This window comes from Serinicoccus kebangsaanensis (genome assembly GCF_008919445.1).
GTDB lineage: Bacteria > Actinomycetota > Actinomycetes > Actinomycetales > Dermatophilaceae > Ornithinicoccus > Ornithinicoccus kebangsaanensis.
The window spans coordinates 92,163-110,119 of the sequence record NZ_VSLG01000010.1; the positions used below are offsets into that span (position 1 = coordinate 92,163).

Sequence of the window (17,957 nt, forward strand, 5' to 3'; positions counted from 1 at the left end):
TCGGCTGCGTGCCAGGCAGCGACGACGACCAGCGCCCGCAGCCCGTGCCCGGCCGACCGGGTCCGCGGGCCACGACCGACCAGCGGCTGCTCGACGACACCGGACCCGTCAGCTGGATGGACTCCGACCCGTGGCGGGTCATGCGGATCCAGGCCGAGTTCGTCGAGGGCTTCGGCGCGCTGGCCGAGGTCGGGCCGGCCGTGTCCGTCTTCGGCTCGGCACGGACGCCCTCCGACCATCCCTACTACGCCCTCGGCGTGCGGGTCGGGGCCGCCCTGGCCGAGGCCGGGTACGCCGTCATCACCGGCGGCGGCCCCGGGACGATGGAGGCCGCCAACCAGGGGGCGCGGTCGGCAGGTGGCACCTCGGTCGGCCTGGGGATCGAGCTGCCGTTCGAGACCGGTCTGAACTCCCACGTCGACCTCGGCATCAACTTCCGCTACTTCTTCGTGCGCAAGACGATGTTCGTGAAGTACTCCGAGGGCTTCGTGGTGCTTCCCGGCGGGGTGGGCACCCTGGACGAGCTGTTCGAGGCGGTCACCCTCATCCAGACCGGCAAGGTCACCAACTTCCCGATCGTGCTGGTCGGACGCGCCTACTGGGCGCCGATGCTCGACTGGCTCGAGCAGACGTTGCTGGCCGAGGGGATGATCTCGCCGGGCGACCTGGACCTGATGCGGGTGACCGACGACGTGCAGGAGGTCGTCCGCTGGGTGACGAGCCATCGCCTCGGTCGTCCGCAGCCGGAGGAACGCGACGTCTGACCTCGCAGGGCGGGTTCTGGTCCGCGGGGCCTGACGTGCCATGATCTGTGCCGTGATCATCGTCGGGGTTGTGGCCGCGGTGGTCGCCCTCGGGGCTCTGCTGGCGTGGGCGATCACCCGACGCGACGTGCCCGGGGTGCCCGAGGCGGTCGGCACACAGTCGGCCCGGGCGCTGGCCGCGGGGCCGGTGGACGCCGCCCAGGTCCACGCCCTCCGCTTCGACCAGGCCGTGCGGGGCTACCGGATGGAGCAGGTCGACGAGGCGTTGCAGCGGCTGGCGGACGAGCTGGCCGAGCGAGACGCGGAGATCGAGCGGCTGCGGGGCGAGCCGGAGGGGCCGACGACGAGCGAGCGCGAGAGGGGGAGTGATGCAGCGAGCGAACGACGGTGACCTGTTCGTCGCCCAGGACGGCGTGACCCGGTGCGGCTGGCCGGGGATCCACCACGCCGACTACCGCGACTACCACGACCGGGAGTGGGGCAAGCCCGTCCACGGGGAGACCGCGCTGCTGGAGCGGCTCTGCCTGGAGGGTTTCCAGAGCGGCCTGTCCTGGCTGGTCATCCTGCGCAAGCGACCCGGCTTCCGCGCCGCCTTCGCCGGCTTCGACCCCGACATCGTGGCGCGCTTCAGCGAGGCCGACGTGCAGCGGCTGCTGGGTGACGAGGGGATCGTGCGCAACCGGCGCAAGATCGAGGCCACCGTCGCCAACGCCCGCGCGACCCTGGAGCTGCGCGAGCACGGCGGCCTCGAGGAGCTGCTGTGGACGCACGCACCCGAGCCGACGCCTCGGCCGCGCACCTTCGCGGACGTCCCGACCCAGACCACCGAGTCCGAGATCCTGGCCAAGCGGCTGCGCAAGGCCGGCTTCGAGCAGGTCGGGCCCACCACGCTCTACTCCACCATGCAGGCCTGCGGCCTGGTCGACGACCACCTGGTGGGCTGCTTCCGCGCGGGGTCCTCCCGGTCCGGCTCCCGGCTGACGGAGATGCGCGCGACCTCATGACCGCGGCGCCGACCGAGCGGGGCGCGACCAGCCGCCGGCCCCTGGATCTGCGCCTCGTGGTCTCCGTCCTGCTGCTGTGGACCCTGCTGCGCGCGGTGAGCGCGCTCCTGCTGTGGCGGCTGGCGACCCAGCACCAGGACCCCTCCGTCTACGACGACCCGGGCGTGGCCCGCTACTTCCAGTTCGCCACCCTCTGGGACGGACAGTGGTACGAGCGGATCGCGACGCAGGGCTACCCGGACACGCTGCCCGTGGGAGCCGACGGCCAGGTCCAGCAGAACCCGTGGGCCTTCTACCCCGTGTTCCCGATGCTCGCCCGCGGCGTGATGGCGCTGACCGGGTGGCCGTTCGCCGTCGCCGGACCGGTCGTCGCGACCGTGCTCGGGTATGCCGCGGCCGTCGTCGTCGCGGGTCTGCTGGCCGAGAAGGTGGGCAGGGCGGGAGCGCTCGCCGGCGTGACCCTGCTCGGCGCCTACCCCAGCTCGCCGACCTTCCAGGTGGCCTACACCGAGTCGCTGGCCCTGCTCGTCCTCGCGGCCGCCCTGTGGCTGCTCGTCCGCGAGCGGTGGTGGGCCGCCGGGGCGGTCGCCCTGCTCACCGGGCTGGCCCGACCGGTGGCGCTCCCGCTCGGGCTGGTGGCGCTCGTGGTGGTCCTCGCCCGGTGGCGCGACCGGGACCGTCGACCCCTCGCCCCCCGGGAGTATGCCGCGATGGCGTCCGCGCTGCTCGGCTGCGGGCTGGCGGGACTGGTCTGGCCCGCGGTCGCGTGGGCGCGCACCGGCCGCCCGGACGGTTACACCGCGACGATGTCCGCGTGGCGGGGTGGCGCGGACGTCCTGCCCTTCCTGCCCAGCATCGAGCGGGCGCAGTGGCTGTGGGGCGACTTCCTCGGCCTGGTCGTGCTCGCGGGAGGCCTCGGGCTGCTCGTGCTCGCGGTGCTCGGACCGTGGGCCGCCGGGCTGGGTCTGGCCCTGCGCACCTGGTGCCTCGGCTACGCGCTCTACCTCTTCGCGGCGCTGGATCCCTGGACCAGCCTCTACCGCTACCTGATGCTGCTCTTCCCGCTCTTCGTCGTGGCGGCCGGCGCCGGCTGGAGCCCGGGGGAGGGGCCGCACCAGCCCCGCTGGTTGCTGACCGTCAGGACCGTGGTCCTCGCCCTGCTCCTGCTCGGCTGGCAGGTGTGGTGGGGGTGGTACCTCTTCCGCTTCGTCCCGCCCAGCGACTATCCGCCGTGACGGTGGGGGGCCGGGGTCAGCGACCGGTGAAGCCGGGCTTCTCCTTGGCCAGGAAGGCGTCGACGGCGGCCCGGTGGTCGGCGCTGGTCCCGGTCCGGGTCATCAGCTGCTCCTCGACGGCCAGCGAGTCCGCGAGGCCGTGGCCCGCGGAGTAGGCGATCGCGCGGCGCACCGCGCCGTAGGCCACGGTGGGGCCCTCGGCCAGCCGGCGAGCCACCTCCGCCACCCGCCCGGCCAGCTCTGCGTCCGGCACGACCTCGGTGGCGAGCCCCAGGTCGAGAGCCTCCTGCGCCGGGACGGTGCGCGGGAAGAGCAGCAGCTCCTTGGCCCGCGCGGTGCCGACCAGCCTCGGCAGCGACCAGGACGTGCCGGAGTCGCAGGAGAGCGCGATGCCGGTGAAGGCGAGGTTGAAGCCCGCCGACTCGGCGACGTAGCGCAGGTCGCAGGCGAAGGCGAAGGCCGCCCCGGCGCCGGCTGCCACCCCGTTGACCGCGGCCACGACCGGCTTGTCCATGGTGGCCAGCAGCTCCACGACCGGGTTGTAGTGCTCGGCCACCGTGCGCCACAACGACTCGGCGTCCTGGCTCAGCAGGCCGACGTGCTCCTTGAGGTCCTGTCCGACGCAGAACGCGCGCCCCGAGCCGGTCAGGACCACGCACCGGACCTCCGGGTCGGACGCGAGGTCCTGCAGCGCGGCGAGCAGGGCCTCCTTGGTGGCGACGTCCAGCGAGTTCATCGCGTCGGGGCGGCTCAGGGTGAGCGTGGCCACCCCTGACTCGCGCTCCACGTGCACGGGTGAGGCGTCGGTGCGCATCTGCCCAACCTATCTGCTCGTGGCGGCCAGCACCTCATCGACGTAGCGGTCGGCCGCCGGCGCCAGCGCCCGTGCCACCTCGAGGAACCGCATCCTGGCCCGGTGCCCCGGCCAGTCGTGCGGGAGCACCTCCGGGGGCAGCTCGGGGTCGCGGAAGAGGAACCGTCGCCACTCGTGCACCAGCAGCGTCCGGTCGCGGTAGGACTCCTCCGGCCCGGACCGGGCGACCTGGTCCGGGTGCGGGAGGCCCTGCTCGAAGCGGCGGTGCGCCGTGGCGATGTCGGCCAGGTCCCAGACGCGGCCGGCCAGCCGGGCGCCGTCCTGCGCCGGCTGGAGGTCACCGTGCACGGCGACCCACCCGACCCCCAGCGGACGCAGCGAGGAGGCGAGCTCCGGGCTGGGCCGCGGACTCACCCAGCCGCCGACGCCGAGCCGCCCGTAGCCGAGGTAGGCCATCGTCGTCGCGACCTGCTCGCGACGACGCCGGTCCCCGCCGGTGTCCACGTGGACCACGTGCCACCGGCCGTCCCACGGGGGAGCGGTGAGGGCATAGATCCGGTCGTGCGCGCGGTGCCAGCGGTCCTGCGCGCGGGCGGTCGCGGCATACCCCCGCTGACCGCTGTCGGTGCGCGGCTCCAACCAGCCCTGGGCCGCGAGCCGGGAGATGGCGGTGCGGGTCGCCGGGCCGCCGACCTCCACCGTCCCGGTGAGGGTGACGATGGCGGAGACCGGCGCCCACCAGCCGCGTCGCCGCAGGTGGTCGCCGAAGAGGTCGACGACGGCGGAGCGGGCGTGCACGGTGCCAGTGTGCCGCACCCTGGCCGCCGTCCCGCTGCAGGCCAGGGCCACCCCGATTATGCGGCCGGAGCGCGAGGGGGGATAATCAGGGGAGGAAGGGCTCCGTCGACACCGCGGCGGACGAGCGGCATGCGGCCGCGCCACAAGGAAGGGCAACCATGGCAGCAATGAAGCCTCGCACCGGGGACGGTCCTCTGGAAGTGACCAAGGAGGGTCGCGGCATCGTCCTCCGCATGCCTCTCGAGGGCGGTGGGCGGCTGGTCGTCGAGATGAACCCCGAAGAGGCGGGCGCCCTCGGCGACGCCATCAAGGACTGCGTGGGCTGAGCGCCGAGCCCCAGAGCGACCACCACCAGCCCCCGGACGAGCGGTCCGGGGGCTGTCGTGTGCTCAGCGCTTGACCGCGACGAGCAGGCCGTCGCCGACCGGCAGGAGGGCGGGGACCAACCCCTCCTCGTCCCGCAGCGACTTGCCCAGGTCGCGCAGGACCGTCGTGGTCTCGTCCCGCGCCGCGGGGTCGGCCACCTTGTCGTGCCACAGCATGTTGTCCAGCACCAGCAGCCCGCCCGGGCGGAGCAGCCGGAGCGCGGCCTCCACGTAGACCGGGTACCCGTCCTTGTCGGCGTCGACCAGGACCAGGTCGTAGGCGCCGTCGGTCAACCGGCTCAGCACCGCCGCCGCGTCCCCGCTGATCACCCGGGTCCGCTGCGGCGGGATCCCCGCCGAGGTGTAGGCCTCCCGGGCCGCCCGCTGGTTCTCCGGGTCGCTGTCGATCGTCGTCAGGACCCCCTCCCGCGGCATGCCCTGCAGCATCCACAGGCCGGAGCTCCCCGCACCGGTGCCCACCTCGACCACGTGCGTGGCCTGCACCGCGGCCGCCAGTAGACGCAGCGTCGCGCCTGCGCCGTTGCCCAGCGGGGTCGCGCCGAGCTCCTCGCCACGGCGCTGCGCCGACTCGATGACGGGATGGGGGGAGATGAAGTCCTCGGCGTAGGCGATCGAGGAAGCCTTGGGTGCAGCCATGGGCGTCAGCCTAGCGCCACCGCAGGTCAGCGGCGTCCAGCCTGCTCCCAGCCAGGTCTGCCACCGTGGTGACATGTCGGCGCAAGACTGGGTCCCCCCGAGCTGGGAGGAGATCGTGCGCGAGCACTCGCCGCGCGTCTACCGGTTGGCCTACCGGCTGACCGGTGACCCGCACGAGGCCGAGGATCTCACCCAGGACGTCTTCGTGCGCGTCTTCCGGTCACTGGACTCCTTCCGTCCCGGGACCTTCGAGGGCTGGCTGCACCGGATCACCACCAACCTCTTCCTGGACAAGGTCCGCCGGCGCCAGCGCATCCGCTTCGACGCCCTCACCGACGAGCTGTCCGCCCGGCTGCCGCTGCGCGCCTCGGGCACCGACCCGGAGCAGGTCTACGCGATGACCCACCTGGACGGGGACATCCAGGAGGCGCTGAACGCCCTGCCCCCGCAGTTCCGTGCCGCCGTCGTGCTGTCCGACATCGAGGGCCTCTCCTACGAGGAGGTCGCCCAGACGCTCGGGATCAAGATGGGCACCGTCCGCTCCCGGATCCACCGTGGGCGGGCCCTGCTCCGGCAGTCCTTGGCGCACCGTCGCCCGACGCGTGGCCCCAGCCGCGGCGGACCCGCGCTGGGTCGACCGGCCGCAGCCCTCGGCTGAGGGCCGGCGCTGGCACAATCGGCTTCCATGACCGACCCTGGCGCGTGGCGCCCACCCCAGCCGCAGCATCCCGCCCCGGCCGCCCCCGCGGTCAGGACCGGCCCTCGCCGCCCCGCCCCCCGGCGCAGCCTGGCGCCGGTGGTCGTGGTCTCGGTCCTCGGTGGACTGCTCGGCGGCATGGGTGGTGCCGTCCTCGCCGACCTGCTCGAGCCGGAGGCCCAGACCCCGGTGGCCGCGCCCGAGCCCACGACGCCCGCACCCCCGCCGGCCCCGGTGCAGGCGGACGGGACGATCAGCGGGCTGTCCCGCGCGGTGCTGCCCAGCGTGGCGCTGATCTCGGTCGGGCAGGACGGCGCCCTCGGTCAGGGCTCCGGGTTCGTCGTGCGCGAGGACGGGTACCTGCTCACCAACCACCACGTGATCGAGGTCGCGGACGGTGACTCCATCGTCGTGGAGCTGCCCGGCGAGGACCCCATGGACGGAGAGCTGGTCGGGTCCGACCCGGCCTACGACATCGCCGTGCTCAAGGTGGACCGGGAGGACCTGTCACCGCTGGCCTTCGCCGACTCCGACGGGGTGCAGGTGGGGCAGACGGTCGTGGCCGTGGGTGCCCCGCTGGGACTGGACAACACGGTCACCAGCGGCATCGTGTCCGCGCTCGACCGGCCCGTGGTGGCGGGCGACACGCAGGAGAGCACGAGCTACATCAGCGCGATCCAGACCGATGCCGCGATCAACCCGGGCAACTCCGGCGGGCCGCTGCTCGACCTGTCCGGGCGCGTGGTCGGGGTGAACTCCGCGATCGCCCAGATCCCTCAGGCTGCCGGGTTCGGCGGCCCCTCCGGGAGCATCGGCCTGGGCTTCGCCGTCCCGGCGGAGCTGGCCGACCGCACCGCGACCCAGCTCATCGAGACCGGGACCAGCGAGCACCCGGTGATGGGGGTCCTCGTGGACCTCACCTACACCGGCGACGGAGCCCGCGTCCGCCGCGAGGCGGCGGGCGAGGAGCCGCCCGTCGTGGACGGTGGCCCGGCCGACCTGGCGGGCATCCGCCCGGGCGAGATCATCCTGTCCGTGGACGGCACGAGGATCCGCGACTCGCAGCACCTCATCGTGGTCCTGCGCTCCTACGCCGTCGGTGACACGGTCGAGCTGGAGATCCAGGACGAGGGTGGCGACCAGCGCAGCGTGAGCATCACGCTGGTCGGGTCCGGAGGGTAGGTACGCTGGGCTGCGCCGGTGTGGCCGAGCAGGCACCCGGACAGGACCGGCGAGCGGAAGGACAGGCGTGATAGGGACCCTGCACGGGTGGGAGGTGGTCCTCCTCATCCTCGCCGCGCTGGTCATCCTGGGTCCCACGAGGCTGCCCGGGTATGCCGCCAAGCTCGGTCAGGGGGTCCGCTACCTGCGTGATCTGGCCGAGGGCGCCAAGGGCCAGCTGCGGGACGAGCTCGGACCGGGCTTCGACGACATCGACTGGCGTCAGCTCGACCCCCGGCAGTACGACCCCCGCCGGATCGTGCGGGAGGCGCTCAGCGAGCCGGGAGCGGGTCGTCCGGGGGAGGACGACGACGAGCCCGAGGAGAAGCCGGTCTCCGCCAGGATGCAGCCGGCGTCGGGGCAGGTCCACGACCCGTCGGTGCCGACGCCCTTCGACCCCGACGCGACCTAGCGTCGGGCGGTGGGCGTGATGCCGAGCTTGCGTCCGGCCAGCCCCCGGCCACGGCGCGCCAGCTGACGGGCGACGCCGCGCAGCGCGGTCGCCGCGGGGGAGTCCTGCTGCTCCGGGTCGGCGGTGACGGGGGATCCCTGGTCACCGCCCTGCCGGAGGGCGACGTCGAGCGGGACCTGCCCCAGCAGCGGGACCTCGGCGCCGATCGACCGCGACAGCGACTCCGCCACCGCCTGTCCACCACCGCTGCCGAAGATCTCGGACCGGGAGCCGTCCGGCAGCTCCAGCCAGGACATGTTCTCGATGACTCCTGCCAGCCGCTGGTGGGTCTGCAACGCGATCGCGCCGGCGCGCTCGGCCACCTCGGCGGCCGCCTGCTGCGGGGTGGTGACGACCAGCAGCTCACTGCTGGGCAGCAGCTGCGCCACCGTGATCGCGATGTCGCCGGTGCCCGGGGGCAGGTCCAGCAGCAGCACGTCCAGGTCGCCCCAGTAGACGTCGGCGAGGAACTGCTGCATGGCACGGTGCAGCATCGGTCCGCGCCAGACCACCGGCTGGTTGCCCGGCACGAACATCCCGATGGAGATGACCTTGACCCCGCTCGGTTCGGCGACCGGGGGCAGGATCATGTCGTCCACCTGCGTGGGAGGCTGGGTCACGCCCATCATCCGGGGGACCGAGAAGCCGTAGATGTCGGCGTCCACGACCCCGACCCGTAGGCCCTCGTCGGCCAGCGCCACCGCGAGGTTGACGGTGACCGAGGACTTGCCGACGCCGCCCTTGCCGGAGGCCACGGCATACACCGTGGTCAGCGAGTCGGGCTGGGCGAACGGGATCTCCCGCTCGGCCTGCCCGCCGCGGAGCTGGTCGCGCAGGGCGCCGCGCTGCTCGTCGCTCATCACCCCGAGCCGGACGTCGACGCCGGTGACGTGCTCGACCTCGCCGACGGCGGAGGTCACGTCGCGGGTGATGGTGTCCTTCAGCGGGCACCCCGGCACCGTGAGCAGGACGGTGACCTGGACATGCCCCTCGTCGGTGACGTCGACCGCCTCGAGCATCCCCAGCTCGGTGATCGGCTTCTTGATCTCCGGGTCGTTGACCCGGGCGAGGGCAGCGTGCAGGGCGTCGGTACTCGGGGCGGGCATACCCTCCATGGTAGGCGCCGCCGCTGGGTGCGCCGACGGCCGGGGAGGGGCTCAGCCCGACCCGTCGCGGGGACCCCCCGGGTGCCGAGGACCACCGGCCGGGGGCTCACGGTCCGGGTCCTCGGCCTGGCCGTCGGTCTCCTCGCGCAGCTCGTCGAGCAGGTCGCGCAGCTCGGACCGGACGAAGTCCCGCGTGGCGACGTCCCGCATCGCCAGCCGCAGCGCGGCGACCTCGCGGGTGAGGAACTCGGTGTCGGCCAGGGTGCGCTCGTCGCGGGCGCGGTCCTGCTCCATCTGCACCTTGTCCCGGTCGTCCTGCCGGTTCTGCGCCAGCAGGATGAGCGGAGCGGCGTAGGACGCCTGCAGGCTGAGCATGAGGGTGAGGAAGATGAAGGCGTAGGGGTCGAACCGCGCGTCGGCCGGGAGCACGGTGTTCCAGGCGATCCACACCAGGACGAACAGGGTCATCCACACCAGGAACCGCGCCGTGCCCATGAACCGGGCGAAGCGCTCGGCGAAGGCCCCGAAGTTCTCCGGGTCCATCCTCGTCTGCGGCATCCAGCGGGACTGCTTGGCCAGGGGCTGGTCCAGCCGCGGCCCGGCCTTGGACTCCTCCTTGCGCCGGGAGCCGCCGCGGGAGCGCGCCGTGTGCCGCGTCGGCTCAGACATCCTCGACCTCCCCGAGATCCGCCTCGCGCCAGTCGTCCGGGAGGATGTGGTCGAGCACGTCGTCGACGGTGACCGCCCCCAGCAGCCGACCCTCGGGGTCGGCCACCGGGAGGGCGACCAGGTTGTAGGTCGCGAGCGCCCGGGTGACCACGCCCAGGCTCGCTCCCGGGGAGACGGGGTCGATGTCTGTGTCCAGGATCGATCCCACCGGCTGGTGCGGCGCCTCCCGGAGCAGCCGCTGGATGTGGATGCTGCCGAGCAGGCGGCCGGTCGGCGTCTCGTGCGGCGGGCGGGTGACGTAGACCAGCGAGGCCGTCGCCGGGTGCATCTCCTCGCGCCGGACCAGGGCCAGCGCCTCGGCGATGCTGGCCTCCGGCCCGAGGATGACCGGCTCGGTCGTCATCAGCCCGCCCGCGGTGTTCTCGTCGTAGGTGAGCAGCCTGCGGATGTCCGCGGCCTCGTCCGGCTCCATCAGGGCCAGCAGCTCCTCCCGCACGTCCTCGGGCAGGTCGGAGAGCAGGTCCGTCGCGTCGTCGGGCTGCATCACCTCGAGGATGTCCGCCGCGCGCTCGGTCGGCAGGTGGATGAGGATCTCCAGCCGGTCGTCGTCGGGCAGCTCCTCCAGGACGTCGGCGAGCGTCTCGTCGTCGAGGGCGTCGGCCACCTCGGCCCGGCGCTTGGTCGAGAGCTCGTGGACCGCCTCGGCCAGGTCCTGCGGCTTGAGGTCCTCGTAGGCCTCCAGCAGCGCGGTCGCGGCCTGCGGAGGTCCCTGCTCCTGCAGCCCCGCGACCGTGTCGATGTCCACCAGCAGCGTCTCGCCCCGGCGTCGACGCAGCAGCCCGCGCCGGGGTGCCTCGTCTCGCCCCTTGCGCACGAAGAGCTTGGTGATCCGCCAGTCCCCGCCGCGTTGCTGGTCGATGGCGACGTCCTCGACCACCGCCGGGTGACGCTGCTCACCGTCGGAGACGGTGACCTGCCGGTCGAAGAGCTCGCCCACCACGAGGGTCTCCCCGGCCCGCTGCTCGAACCGGCGCATGTTGACCAGGCCGGTGGTGATGACCTGCCCGGCCTCGATCGAGGTGACCCGCGTGATCGGCACGAACACCCGGCGCCGGCCGGGCACCTCGACGGCCAGCCCGATGACCCTCGGGCCCTGGGAGGCGGCCCGCCCGGTCAGCGTGACCACCACGTCCCGGACCCGCCCGACCTCGTCACCCAGCGGGTCGAAGACGCTCAGGCCGTTGAGGCGTGCGACGAAGACGCGGTGGGTGCTCACCTGAGGAAGAATACGACGGCGCCGGGCCCGGGCGGCGGCACCGGTCGCCGAGGCAGGTCGGCCCTTGGCACAATGGCGGGGTGACTTCTCCCACCGGCGCCCGGCGCCCGCTCACCGGTCCCACGCTGGACCTCGACTACCCCAAGAGCCTGGCCGTCTTCGACCGCTACGAGCAGGCCCAGGAGGCCGTCGACTACCTCTCCGACCAGGAGTTCCCGGTCGACCAGGTGCTGATCGTGGGCACCGACCTCAAGCAGGTGGAGCGGGTCACCGGCCGGCTCACCACCGGGAGGGTGGCGCTCGGCGGCGCGCTGTCCGGGATCTGGCTCGGGCTCTTCGTCGGGCTCGTCTTCGCGCTCTTCGCCGCGCCCGCCGACGCCCTCGTGACGGTGGCCTGGACCGCGGCCTTCGGCGCCGTCTTCGGCCTGGTCTGGGGGTTGATCGGGTATGCCTTCACCCGCGGCCGGCGGGACTTCACCTCGGTCACCCAGGTGGTCGCCACCCGCTACGAGGTGCTCACCGAGCACAAGCTGGTCGAGCGCGCGCGGGACCTGCTGGACTCCCGGCTCACCTGACCCCGCCGGCGCGGACCCAGGCCTCCACCTCGTCGGGGGTGCGCGGCAGCATGGCGGACAGGTTGCGCGCGCCGTCGGCGGTCACCACCACGTCGTCCTCGATGCGGACCCCGATCCCGCGCAGCTCCTCCGGGACCAGCAGGTCGTCGGCCTTGAAGTAGAGCCCCGGCTCGACCGTGAGGACCATGCCCTCGCGCAGCTCGGCATCGACGTAGTCGGCGCGCAGCGCCTGGGCGCAGTCGTGCACGTCGATCCCCAGGTGGTGGCTGGTGCCGTGGACCATCCAGCGCCGGTGGAACTGGCCCTCCTCGGCGTCCAGGGTCTGCTCCAGGGTCACGTCCTCCGGGAGCAGGCCCCAGTCCAGCAGGTGGCGGGCGATCACCTCGATGGCCGCGGCGTGCACGTCCTTGAAGCGGTTGCCCGGCCGCACCGCGGCCAACCCGGCCTCCTGGGCCTCCAGCACCGCCTCGTAGACCCGTCGCTGCGGCGCGGTGAAGGTGCCCGAGACCGGCACCGTCCGGGTGACGTCGGCGGTGTAGAGCGCGTCGGTCTCGACGCCCGCGTCGAGCAGCAGCAGCTGCCCGTCCTGCACCTCGCCGGTGTTGCGGATCCAGTGCAGCGTCGTCGCGTGGTCACCGGCGGCGCAGATGGAGTCGTAGCCCACGCCGTTGCCGGCGTGCCGGGCGTGCAGGCCGAAGACCCCCTCGATCCAGCGCTCCCCCCTGCCCCGGCGGACGGCTTCGGGCAGCTGCTCGACGACGGCGTCGAAGGCCGTGGCGGTGGCGTCGACCGCTTCCTGCATCTGCTGCACCTCCCAGGCGTCCTTGACCATCCGCATCGTGGACAGGGTGCGCGTCAGCTGCTGGTCCGACTCCTGCGCCGCGCTCACCTGCTCCTCGGAGGTCAGGCCCGCCTGGGTGCGGATCTCGTCCACCTGCTGGGCCACCTCGCGGTCGGCCTCCCGCACCACCCGGACCGCGAGGCCCGAGGGCCCCACGTCCTTGGCCAGCGCGTCCGGCAGCTCGCTGAGGTGGCGGGTCGGCAGGCCCAGCTCCGCGGACGCCGACTGCAGCGTCGGGCGGGAGCCGACCCAGAACTCGCCCGACCGGGAGTCGGCGAAGAACTCCTCGCTGTCCCGGTCCGCGAGCGGGACGAAGTAGAGGCACGCGTCATGCCCGGTGCCCGAGTCCGACGGCTCCAGCACCAGGACCGCGTCCGGCTCCCGATCGGCGCCGAGCCCGGTCAGGTGGGCGAAGGCGCTGTGCGGCCGGAAGACGTAGTCGGTGTCGTTGCTGCGGATCTTCAGGCCCCCGGCGGGGATCACCAGCCGCTCACCCGGGAACTGCGCGGACACCGCCGCGCGGCGGTCCGCGGCATACCGTGCCGCCTCGCTCAGCTCGGGGAGACCGGCGGCCCTGGGGGCCCAGCCCTCGCGCATGAAGGCCATGAACGCGGCCCCGGTCGGACGGTTGCGGTGCTCTGCCTTGTGCTGCTTCTCACTCACGTCGGCCATCGTAGGTCGTGCCCAGCGACCCCCGAGCGGGCGGTCAGCATGCGGCCCTAGGCTGTGCCTCGATGAACGAGCACACCCCTCTCACCAGCATGCCCGGCGAGGTGACCGGACCGCAGCGCATCGCCCGCCCGCAGCTCATCCCCGCCGCCCGGCTGCGACGCCATCTCAAGGACGCCGCCGTCCACGTGGTCCGCTCCAGCTCGCCGCCCACGACCGCCATCGGGGTGGGTGGCACGGCCGACGAGGCGAGCCAGCGGCACGCGCGGGCCGTGTGCGACCTGGCGCTGCGGGTCGGCGAGGCACTGCTGTCCACCGGGGCGTCCGCGGCGGACACCGTGGCCACCGTGCTCCGGCTGGGCCACGCCTACGGCATCAGGTCGATGCACATCGACATCACCTACACCTCGATCTCGGTGTCGGTGCACCGCGGTGTCCTCGAGGACTCCCTGACCGTGATGCGGGTGATCACGGACCGCTCGCCGGACTACACCCGGCTGGAGGCCGTGCAACGGCACATCGACGACATCGTCCGCTCGGCGGAGGCGACGAGCACCGGTCCGACGATCGACGTGGAGGCCGCCACCGACCAGCTGGTGACGCTGCTGGCCTCCCCGCACCCGTACCGCCGGTGGGTGGTCACCGCGGGGGTCGCCCTCATGTCGGTGGGTGTCGTCATGCTCTATGGCGCCGGGCCCTTCATGTGGGTGGTCGCCGCGCTGTCCGCCGCCATCGTCGACCGCGTCCAGCGGCTGCTCTACATCTGGGGGATCGCGGCCTTCTTCACCCAGGTGCTGAGCGCCGCCATCCCTGCAGGGATCGCGCTGCTCATGTATGCCATCGGGCGGGAGACACCGTCCGTGGTGGTCATCTCGGGGATCGTCGTGCTGCTGGCCGGGCTGAGCGTGCTAGGCGCCGCGCAGGACGCGATCGACGGGTACTACGTGACGGCCGGTGCCCGCGGGCTCGAGGTGATGATGATGACCCTGGGGATCGCCGTCGGGGTGGCGCTCGTGCTCGGCATCGCCCGCCGGTTCGGGGTGTCGATGGAGGCTGCCCCGTTCGTGGCCCTCGGTGGGACCCCGCTCATCTCGACCGTCGGCGCGGCGCTCATCGCGCTCGGGTTCTGCCTGAGCACCTACTCGGGTGCGCGCGTCGTCGTGCTGAGCATCGTCGTCGCCTCGGGCGCCTGGCTGGTGCTGGAGGCGGCCCTGGTCCTCGGGCTGGCGACCCCGGCCGGTGTCGCCGTGGCCGCCGCCGTGGTGGGCGCCCTGGCCTTCGCCTCGTTCAAGGTCTTCCGCGTGCCCGAGGCCGCGATCGCCACCGCGGGGATCGTCTCGCTGCTGCCGGGGCTGGCGGTCTACCGCGCGCTCTACCTCATCATGCAGAACAACGAGGCGACCGTGCCGGCGGCGGTCATCTACTTCGTGAGCGCCGTCGCGACCGGCCTGGGCCTGGCGGCGGGCCTGGCGATCGGCAGCTTCGCCGCCCGGCGCCGGTTCGGCCTCGACCCGGCGGCCCTGCGCGCGCGGCGCCGCTCCCGCGGCACCTACGTCGCAGAGGCCTGAGCCCCCGCCCGGGCGCGGGAGCCTCAGTCGTTCCAGGTCCAGCTGGCGAGCAGCTCCTCCAGCACGGGGGCAGCGTCCTCGGCCTGGCTGTCGACGGCCGACAGGGTCACGACGTAGAGCGTGCCGTCGTGCGAGATCCACCGCTGGGTCTGGTGCACGGTCGCGTCCTGCACCTCGCGGACCAGGGTGTAGCCCGGCGCCCGGTTCCCGTCCACCTCGGCCGGGTCGAGCAGCTCGTACTCCCCGTCCTCACCCGCCAGGTCCTCCGCGGCCCGCTCCACGGCGGAGGTGAGGTTGCCGACGTACTCCTCCTCGGTGATGACGATGTTGCTGTAGAAGTCGTCGACGCGCTCGCTGTCGCGACCGGCCAGGACCGCCGTCTCCGTCTGCTCCTGGGCCGTCGAGGTGGCGTCCTCCCAGGTCCCGGGGAGGGTCACCGTGAAGGCGTCGCCCTCCGGGCTGAGCTCGAGCGCCTCCGGCTCCTCCGGCTCGCTGGTCGCGGCGGCCTCCTCGGTCTGGCTCTCCTCGTCGGCGGCGGAGGTCTGCTCCGCGTCGTCGGACGGGCTCGGGGAGGGCTCCTCGCTCGCCGTGCTGGTCGCCGGGGGCTCGGCCACGGGCTCCTCCTGCGCGCAGCCGGCGACGGCCAGCACGGCCAGCAGGCCGGCGGCCGCGGCGTTCCTGAGGGAGGCTCGGGTGGTCGTCATGCTTCTCCTGATGATCGGGCGCGCCGGACGGCGCGTCGAGTGTCGGTCCTGTCCAGTATGACGGGTTCGGGGGAGCACCTACCGTGTCCTCATGCCCACCCTCGCGTCGACGGCCAGGATCGACCTGCACACCCACTCGACCCACAGCGACGGGACGCAACGTCCGGCCGACCTGGTGCGTGAGGCGCAGGCCGCGGGCCTGGACGCGCTGGCGCTCACCGACCACGATGCCGTGTCCGGCTGGGAGGAGGCTGACCGTGCGGGGCAGGAGCTCGGGGTGGTGGTGGTGCCCGGGGTGGAGATCTCCTGCAGCCTCCGGGGGAGGTCGGTCCATCTGCTGGGTTACCTCCTCGACCCGCTGGACCCGGCGCTGGTGGCCGAGCTGGACCGCACCCGCGACAGCCGGCACGGGCGGCTGCGACGGATGGTCGAGCGGCTGGCGGGTGCCGGCTACCCGGTGACCTTCGAGGAGGTGCTCGGCCTCGCCGGCGACGTCCGGTCCCTGGGGCGCCCGCACATCGCGGACGTCCTGGTGGCCAACGGCCGCTACCCCGACCGCGACGCGGCGTTCCGGGACGTGCTGCACTCCCGCAGCCGGTTCCACGTCGCCCACTACGCGCCGGACCCCGGTCACGCGGTCGGGCTGGTCCGCGCCGCCGGGGGTGCGGCGGTGCTGGCACACCCCTTCGCCGAGCACCGCGGGCATACCGTCCCGGACTCGCTCGTCGAGGAGCTGTCGGCGTCCGGGCTCGCGGGCATCGAGGTCGACCACCGGGACCACGCACCGCAGGACCGTGCCCGGGCCAGGGACCTGGCGCGACGGCACGGGCTGCTCATGACCGGGGCCAGCGACTACCACGGGGCGGGCAAGCCCAACCGGCTGGGCGAGAACCTCACGCCGTCGTCCGTCCTCGAGGCCCTCGTCGGGCAGACGGACGGTCAGCTGCTGGGCGCCTCGCCCTGACCGCTGCGGGTGCGGCGGCGACGACGACGGCGACCGGCGCCACCGGTCTCGCTGGTCGAGCTGCTGCGCTCGCGGCGCCGCTGCCCGGGTCCACCGGTGCCGTCCTCGGAGCGGTCGCGGCCGCCGCCGCGCCGGTCGCGACCGCCACCGCGGTCCCCCCGACCGCGCGAGCCGCCACCGCGGCCCGAGCGGCCGCGGTGTTCCCGGCCGCCGGGGCCCTCGATGTCCTCGACCTGCTCGGCGGCGAGCCCCTCGCGGGTCCGCGCCGACCGGGGGAGCGTGCCGCGGGTCCCTTCCGGGATGCCCAGCTGCTCGAACAGGTGCGGGCTGGAGGAGTAGGTCTCCTCCGGCTCCGGGTAGCCCAGGTCCAGCGCCTTGTTGATCAGGCCCCAGCGCGGCATGTCGTCCCAGTCGACGAAGGTGATCGCGACACCGGTGGCGCCGGCGCGGCCGGTCCGTCCGATGCGGTGCAGGTAGGTCTTCTCGTCCTCCGGGCACTGGTAGTTGATGACGTGGGTGACGGCCTCCACGTCGATGCCGCGGGCCGCCACGTCGGTGGCGACCAGGATGTCGACCTTCCCGCCGCGGAAGGCCCGCAGGGCCTGCTCCCGCGCGCCCTGCCCGAGATCGCCGTGGATGGCCGCCGCCGCGAAGCCCCGGTCGGAGAGCTCGTCGGCGACCTTCGCGGCGGTGCGCTTGGTGCGGGCGAAGATGATGGTCAGCCCGCGGCCGTCGGCCTGCAGGATCCGGGCCAGCATCTCGACCTTGTCCATGGCGTGCGCCCGATAGGCGAACTGCTCCACCGCGGCCACGGTGTGCCCCTCGCCGTCCTCGCTCACCGCGCGGATGTGGGTCGGCTGGGTCATGTACCCGCGGGCCAGGGACACCACCGCCCCAGGCATGGTGGCCGAGAAGAGCATGGTGTGCCGGCCCGCCGGGGTGAGCGCGAGCAGCCGCTCGACGTCGGGGAGGAAGCCGAGGTCCAGCATCTCGTCCGCCTCGTCCAGCACCACGGTGCGCGCGTGCGCGAGGGTGAGGTGGCCCTTGGACGCCAGGTCGAGCAGGCGTCCCGGTGTGCCGACCACGACCTCCACCCCGCGGGTGAGCGCATCGATCTGCGGCTCGTAGGCGCGGCCGCCGTAGACCGTCAGCACGCGGATCCCGCGGTGGGTGCTGGCCTTCGTGAGGTCGCCGGCCACCTGGACCGCGAGCTCGCGGGTCGGCGCCACGACCAGGGCCTGCGGCGCCCCCGGACGCTCGAGCGAGGAGAAGGCGTCATCACCCGGGGCCACGACGCCGTTGAGCAGGGGGAGCCCGAAACCGAGGGTCTTCCCGGTGCCGGTCTTGGCCTGCCCGATGATGTCGTGCCGCGACAGGGCCACCGGCAAGGTCATGGCCTGGATGGGGAAGGGGTGGGTGATCCCGCCGTCGGCCAGTGCCCGCACGATGTCGGGGTGGATGGCGAAGTCGGAGAATGCGCGGTCTTCCTGCATGGATGTCCTCTCGATCGGGGCGGCCACCTGCACGTCGGGAGACGGCGGCGGTCCGGGCCGATCGGAGATGAACCATGGGGAGGGTC

The 17,957-nt window shown here is 73.4% G+C and carries 20 protein-coding genes; 11 read left to right on the forward strand and 9 right to left on the reverse strand.

The annotated features are described in order from the left end of the window. Positions 1-8 precede the first annotated feature (8 nt). From FXF60_RS11540 to FXF60_RS11555, 4 genes are read left to right on the forward strand one after another with little or no spacing between them, the layout of a single operon-like run. Positions 9-764, forward strand: coding sequence for an LOG family protein (locus FXF60_RS11540; protein WP_202879622.1), 756 nt, complete (start codon positions 9-11; stop codon positions 762-764). Between the two features lie 52 nt (positions 765-816). After that, entirely contained in the window at positions 817-1,155 is a 339-nt protein-coding gene (locus FXF60_RS11545; protein WP_238335826.1) for a DivIVA domain-containing protein, read from the forward strand. Next, the gene (locus FXF60_RS11550; RefSeq protein ID WP_151526117.1) at positions 1,133-1,768 is read left to right on the forward strand and encodes a DNA-3-methyladenine glycosylase I; all 636 of its coding nucleotides are present in this window, start codon (positions 1,133-1,135) and stop codon (positions 1,766-1,768) included. The genes FXF60_RS11545 and FXF60_RS11550 overlap by 23 nt, the downstream gene beginning before the upstream one ends. Next, the gene (locus FXF60_RS11555) at positions 1,765-3,003 is read left to right on the forward strand and encodes a putative hexosyltransferase (protein WP_238335827.1); all 1,239 of its coding nucleotides are present in this window, start codon (positions 1,765-1,767) and stop codon (positions 3,001-3,003) included. Before FXF60_RS11550 ends, FXF60_RS11555 begins: the two co-directional genes overlap by 4 nt. Positions 3,004-3,019: 16 nt before the next feature. Here FXF60_RS11555 and FXF60_RS11560 read toward each other — a convergent pair whose 3' ends face one another. Further along, on the reverse strand, positions 3,020-3,817 hold the full coding sequence (locus FXF60_RS11560; protein ID WP_151526118.1) for an enoyl-CoA hydratase/isomerase family protein: 798 nt from the start codon (positions 3,815-3,817) through the stop codon (positions 3,020-3,022). 9 nt (positions 3,818-3,826) lie between these two features. Beyond that, positions 3,827-4,615, reverse strand: coding sequence for a PaaX family transcriptional regulator (locus FXF60_RS11565; RefSeq protein ID WP_192796711.1), 789 nt, complete (start codon positions 4,613-4,615; stop codon positions 3,827-3,829). Positions 4,616-4,773: 158 nt separating this feature from the next. On the opposite strand from FXF60_RS11565, the gene FXF60_RS11570 reads away from it, so the two are divergent. Continuing rightward, positions 4,774-4,941, forward strand: coding sequence for a DUF3117 domain-containing protein (locus FXF60_RS11570; RefSeq protein WP_151526120.1), 168 nt, complete (start codon positions 4,774-4,776; stop codon positions 4,939-4,941). Between the two features lie 63 nt (positions 4,942-5,004). Here FXF60_RS11570 and FXF60_RS11575 read toward each other — a convergent pair whose 3' ends face one another. Beyond that, the gene (locus FXF60_RS11575; protein ID WP_151526121.1) at positions 5,005-5,637 is read right to left on the reverse strand and encodes an O-methyltransferase; all 633 of its coding nucleotides are present in this window, start codon (positions 5,635-5,637) and stop codon (positions 5,005-5,007) included. Positions 5,638-5,710: 73 nt separating this feature from the next. Between FXF60_RS11575 and sigE the strand changes: the two genes are divergently transcribed. The 3 genes from sigE to FXF60_RS11590 all read left to right on the forward strand — a co-directional run bounded on the left by sigE (position 5,711) and on the right by FXF60_RS11590 (position 7,967). Continuing rightward, positions 5,711-6,295, forward strand: coding sequence for an RNA polymerase sigma factor SigE (gene sigE / locus FXF60_RS11580; RefSeq protein ID WP_151526122.1), 585 nt, complete (start codon positions 5,711-5,713; stop codon positions 6,293-6,295). 27 nt (positions 6,296-6,322) lie between these two features. After that, complete coding sequence (locus FXF60_RS11585; protein ID WP_151526123.1) at positions 6,323-7,516, forward strand: S1C family serine protease; 1,194 nt, start codon at positions 6,323-6,325, stop codon at positions 7,514-7,516. Between the two features lie 67 nt (positions 7,517-7,583). Beyond that, positions 7,584-7,967, forward strand: coding sequence for a twin-arginine translocase TatA/TatE family subunit (locus tag FXF60_RS11590; RefSeq protein WP_151526124.1), 384 nt, complete (start codon positions 7,584-7,586; stop codon positions 7,965-7,967). Here the strand turns inward: FXF60_RS11590 and FXF60_RS11595 are convergent. From FXF60_RS11595 to FXF60_RS11605, 3 genes are read right to left on the reverse strand one after another with little or no spacing between them, the layout of a single operon-like run. Then, the gene (locus FXF60_RS11595; protein ID WP_151526125.1) at positions 7,964-9,112 is read right to left on the reverse strand and encodes an Mrp/NBP35 family ATP-binding protein; all 1,149 of its coding nucleotides are present in this window, start codon (positions 9,110-9,112) and stop codon (positions 7,964-7,966) included. The genes FXF60_RS11590 and FXF60_RS11595 overlap by 4 nt on opposite strands. A 51-nt stretch (positions 9,113-9,163) precedes the next feature. Next, positions 9,164-9,781: a DUF1003 domain-containing protein gene (locus FXF60_RS11600; RefSeq protein WP_238335828.1), complete on the reverse strand. Its 618-nt coding sequence runs from the start codon at positions 9,779-9,781 to the stop codon at positions 9,164-9,166. Further along, positions 9,774-11,057, reverse strand: coding sequence for a magnesium transporter MgtE N-terminal domain-containing protein (locus FXF60_RS11605; protein ID WP_151526126.1), 1,284 nt, complete (start codon positions 11,055-11,057; stop codon positions 9,774-9,776). Before FXF60_RS11605 ends, FXF60_RS11600 begins: the two co-directional genes overlap by 8 nt. 80 nt (positions 11,058-11,137) lie before the next feature. Here FXF60_RS11605 and FXF60_RS11610 point away from each other — a divergent pair, with 80 nt between their 5' ends. Then, positions 11,138-11,632 carry a YflT domain-containing protein gene (locus tag FXF60_RS11610; RefSeq protein WP_151526127.1) on the forward strand — a complete coding sequence of 165 codons (495 nt, stop codon included), beginning with the start codon at positions 11,138-11,140 and terminating at the stop codon, positions 11,630-11,632. Here FXF60_RS11610 and FXF60_RS11615 read toward each other — a convergent pair. Then, positions 11,625-13,136 (reverse strand): aminopeptidase P family protein, encoded by a 1,512-nt coding sequence (locus tag FXF60_RS11615; RefSeq protein ID WP_192796712.1) that lies wholly within the window; start codon positions 13,134-13,136, stop codon positions 11,625-11,627. The two genes, FXF60_RS11610 and FXF60_RS11615, sit on opposite strands and share 8 nt — an antisense overlap. A 71-nt stretch (positions 13,137-13,207) precedes the next feature. Between FXF60_RS11615 and FXF60_RS11620 the strand changes: the two genes are divergently transcribed. Continuing rightward, complete coding sequence (locus FXF60_RS11620; protein WP_151526129.1) at positions 13,208-14,710, forward strand: threonine/serine exporter family protein; 1,503 nt, start codon at positions 13,208-13,210, stop codon at positions 14,708-14,710. Positions 14,711-14,733: 23 nt separating this feature from the next. On the opposite strand, the gene FXF60_RS11625 is transcribed toward FXF60_RS11620, so the two are convergent. After that, positions 14,734-15,414 (reverse strand): DcrB-related protein, encoded by a 681-nt coding sequence (locus FXF60_RS11625; RefSeq protein WP_151526130.1) that lies wholly within the window; start codon positions 15,412-15,414, stop codon positions 14,734-14,736. 91 nt (positions 15,415-15,505) lie between these two features. Between FXF60_RS11625 and FXF60_RS11630 the strand changes: the two genes are divergently transcribed. Continuing rightward, positions 15,506-16,378, forward strand: coding sequence for a PHP domain-containing protein (locus FXF60_RS11630; RefSeq protein ID WP_151526131.1), 873 nt, complete (start codon positions 15,506-15,508; stop codon positions 16,376-16,378). On the opposite strand, the gene FXF60_RS11635 is transcribed toward FXF60_RS11630, so the two are convergent. Next, positions 16,354-17,871 (reverse strand): DEAD/DEAH box helicase, encoded by a 1,518-nt coding sequence (locus tag FXF60_RS11635; protein WP_151526132.1) that lies wholly within the window; start codon positions 17,869-17,871, stop codon positions 16,354-16,356. The two genes, FXF60_RS11630 and FXF60_RS11635, sit on opposite strands and share 25 nt — an antisense overlap. Positions 17,872-17,957 lie beyond the last annotated feature (86 nt).

Coding starts and splice junctions, on each gene's coding strand:
- FXF60_RS11550 (WP_151526117.1), top strand. CDS start 1,133: ATGCAGCGAGCGAACGACGGTGACCTGTTCGTCGCCCAGGACGGCGTG.
- FXF60_RS11555 (WP_238335827.1), top strand. CDS start 1,765: ATGACCGCGGCGCCGACCGAGCGGGGCGCGACCAGCCGCCGGCCCCTG.
- FXF60_RS11560 (WP_151526118.1), bottom strand. CDS start 3,817: ATGCGCACCGACGCCTCACCCGTGCACGTGGAGCGCGAGTCAGGGGTG.
- FXF60_RS11570 (WP_151526120.1), top strand. CDS start 4,774: ATGGCAGCAATGAAGCCTCGCACCGGGGACGGTCCTCTGGAAGTGACC.
- FXF60_RS11575 (WP_151526121.1), bottom strand. CDS start 5,637: ATGGCTGCACCCAAGGCTTCCTCGATCGCCTACGCCGAGGACTTCATC.
- sigE (WP_151526122.1), top strand. CDS start 5,711: ATGTCGGCGCAAGACTGGGTCCCCCCGAGCTGGGAGGAGATCGTGCGC.
- FXF60_RS11585 (WP_151526123.1), top strand. CDS start 6,323: ATGACCGACCCTGGCGCGTGGCGCCCACCCCAGCCGCAGCATCCCGCC.
- FXF60_RS11595 (WP_151526125.1), bottom strand. CDS start 9,112: ATGCCCGCCCCGAGTACCGACGCCCTGCACGCTGCCCTCGCCCGGGTC.
- FXF60_RS11600 (WP_238335828.1), bottom strand. CDS start 9,781: ATGTCTGAGCCGACGCGGCACACGGCGCGCTCCCGCGGCGGCTCCCGG.
- FXF60_RS11620 (WP_151526129.1), top strand. CDS start 13,208: ATGAACGAGCACACCCCTCTCACCAGCATGCCCGGCGAGGTGACCGGA.
- FXF60_RS11625 (WP_151526130.1), bottom strand. CDS start 15,414: ATGACGACCACCCGAGCCTCCCTCAGGAACGCCGCGGCCGCCGGCCTG.
- FXF60_RS11630 (WP_151526131.1), top strand. CDS start 15,506: ATGCCCACCCTCGCGTCGACGGCCAGGATCGACCTGCACACCCACTCG.
- FXF60_RS11635 (WP_151526132.1), bottom strand. CDS start 17,871: ATGCAGGAAGACCGCGCATTCTCCGACTTCGCCATCCACCCCGACATC.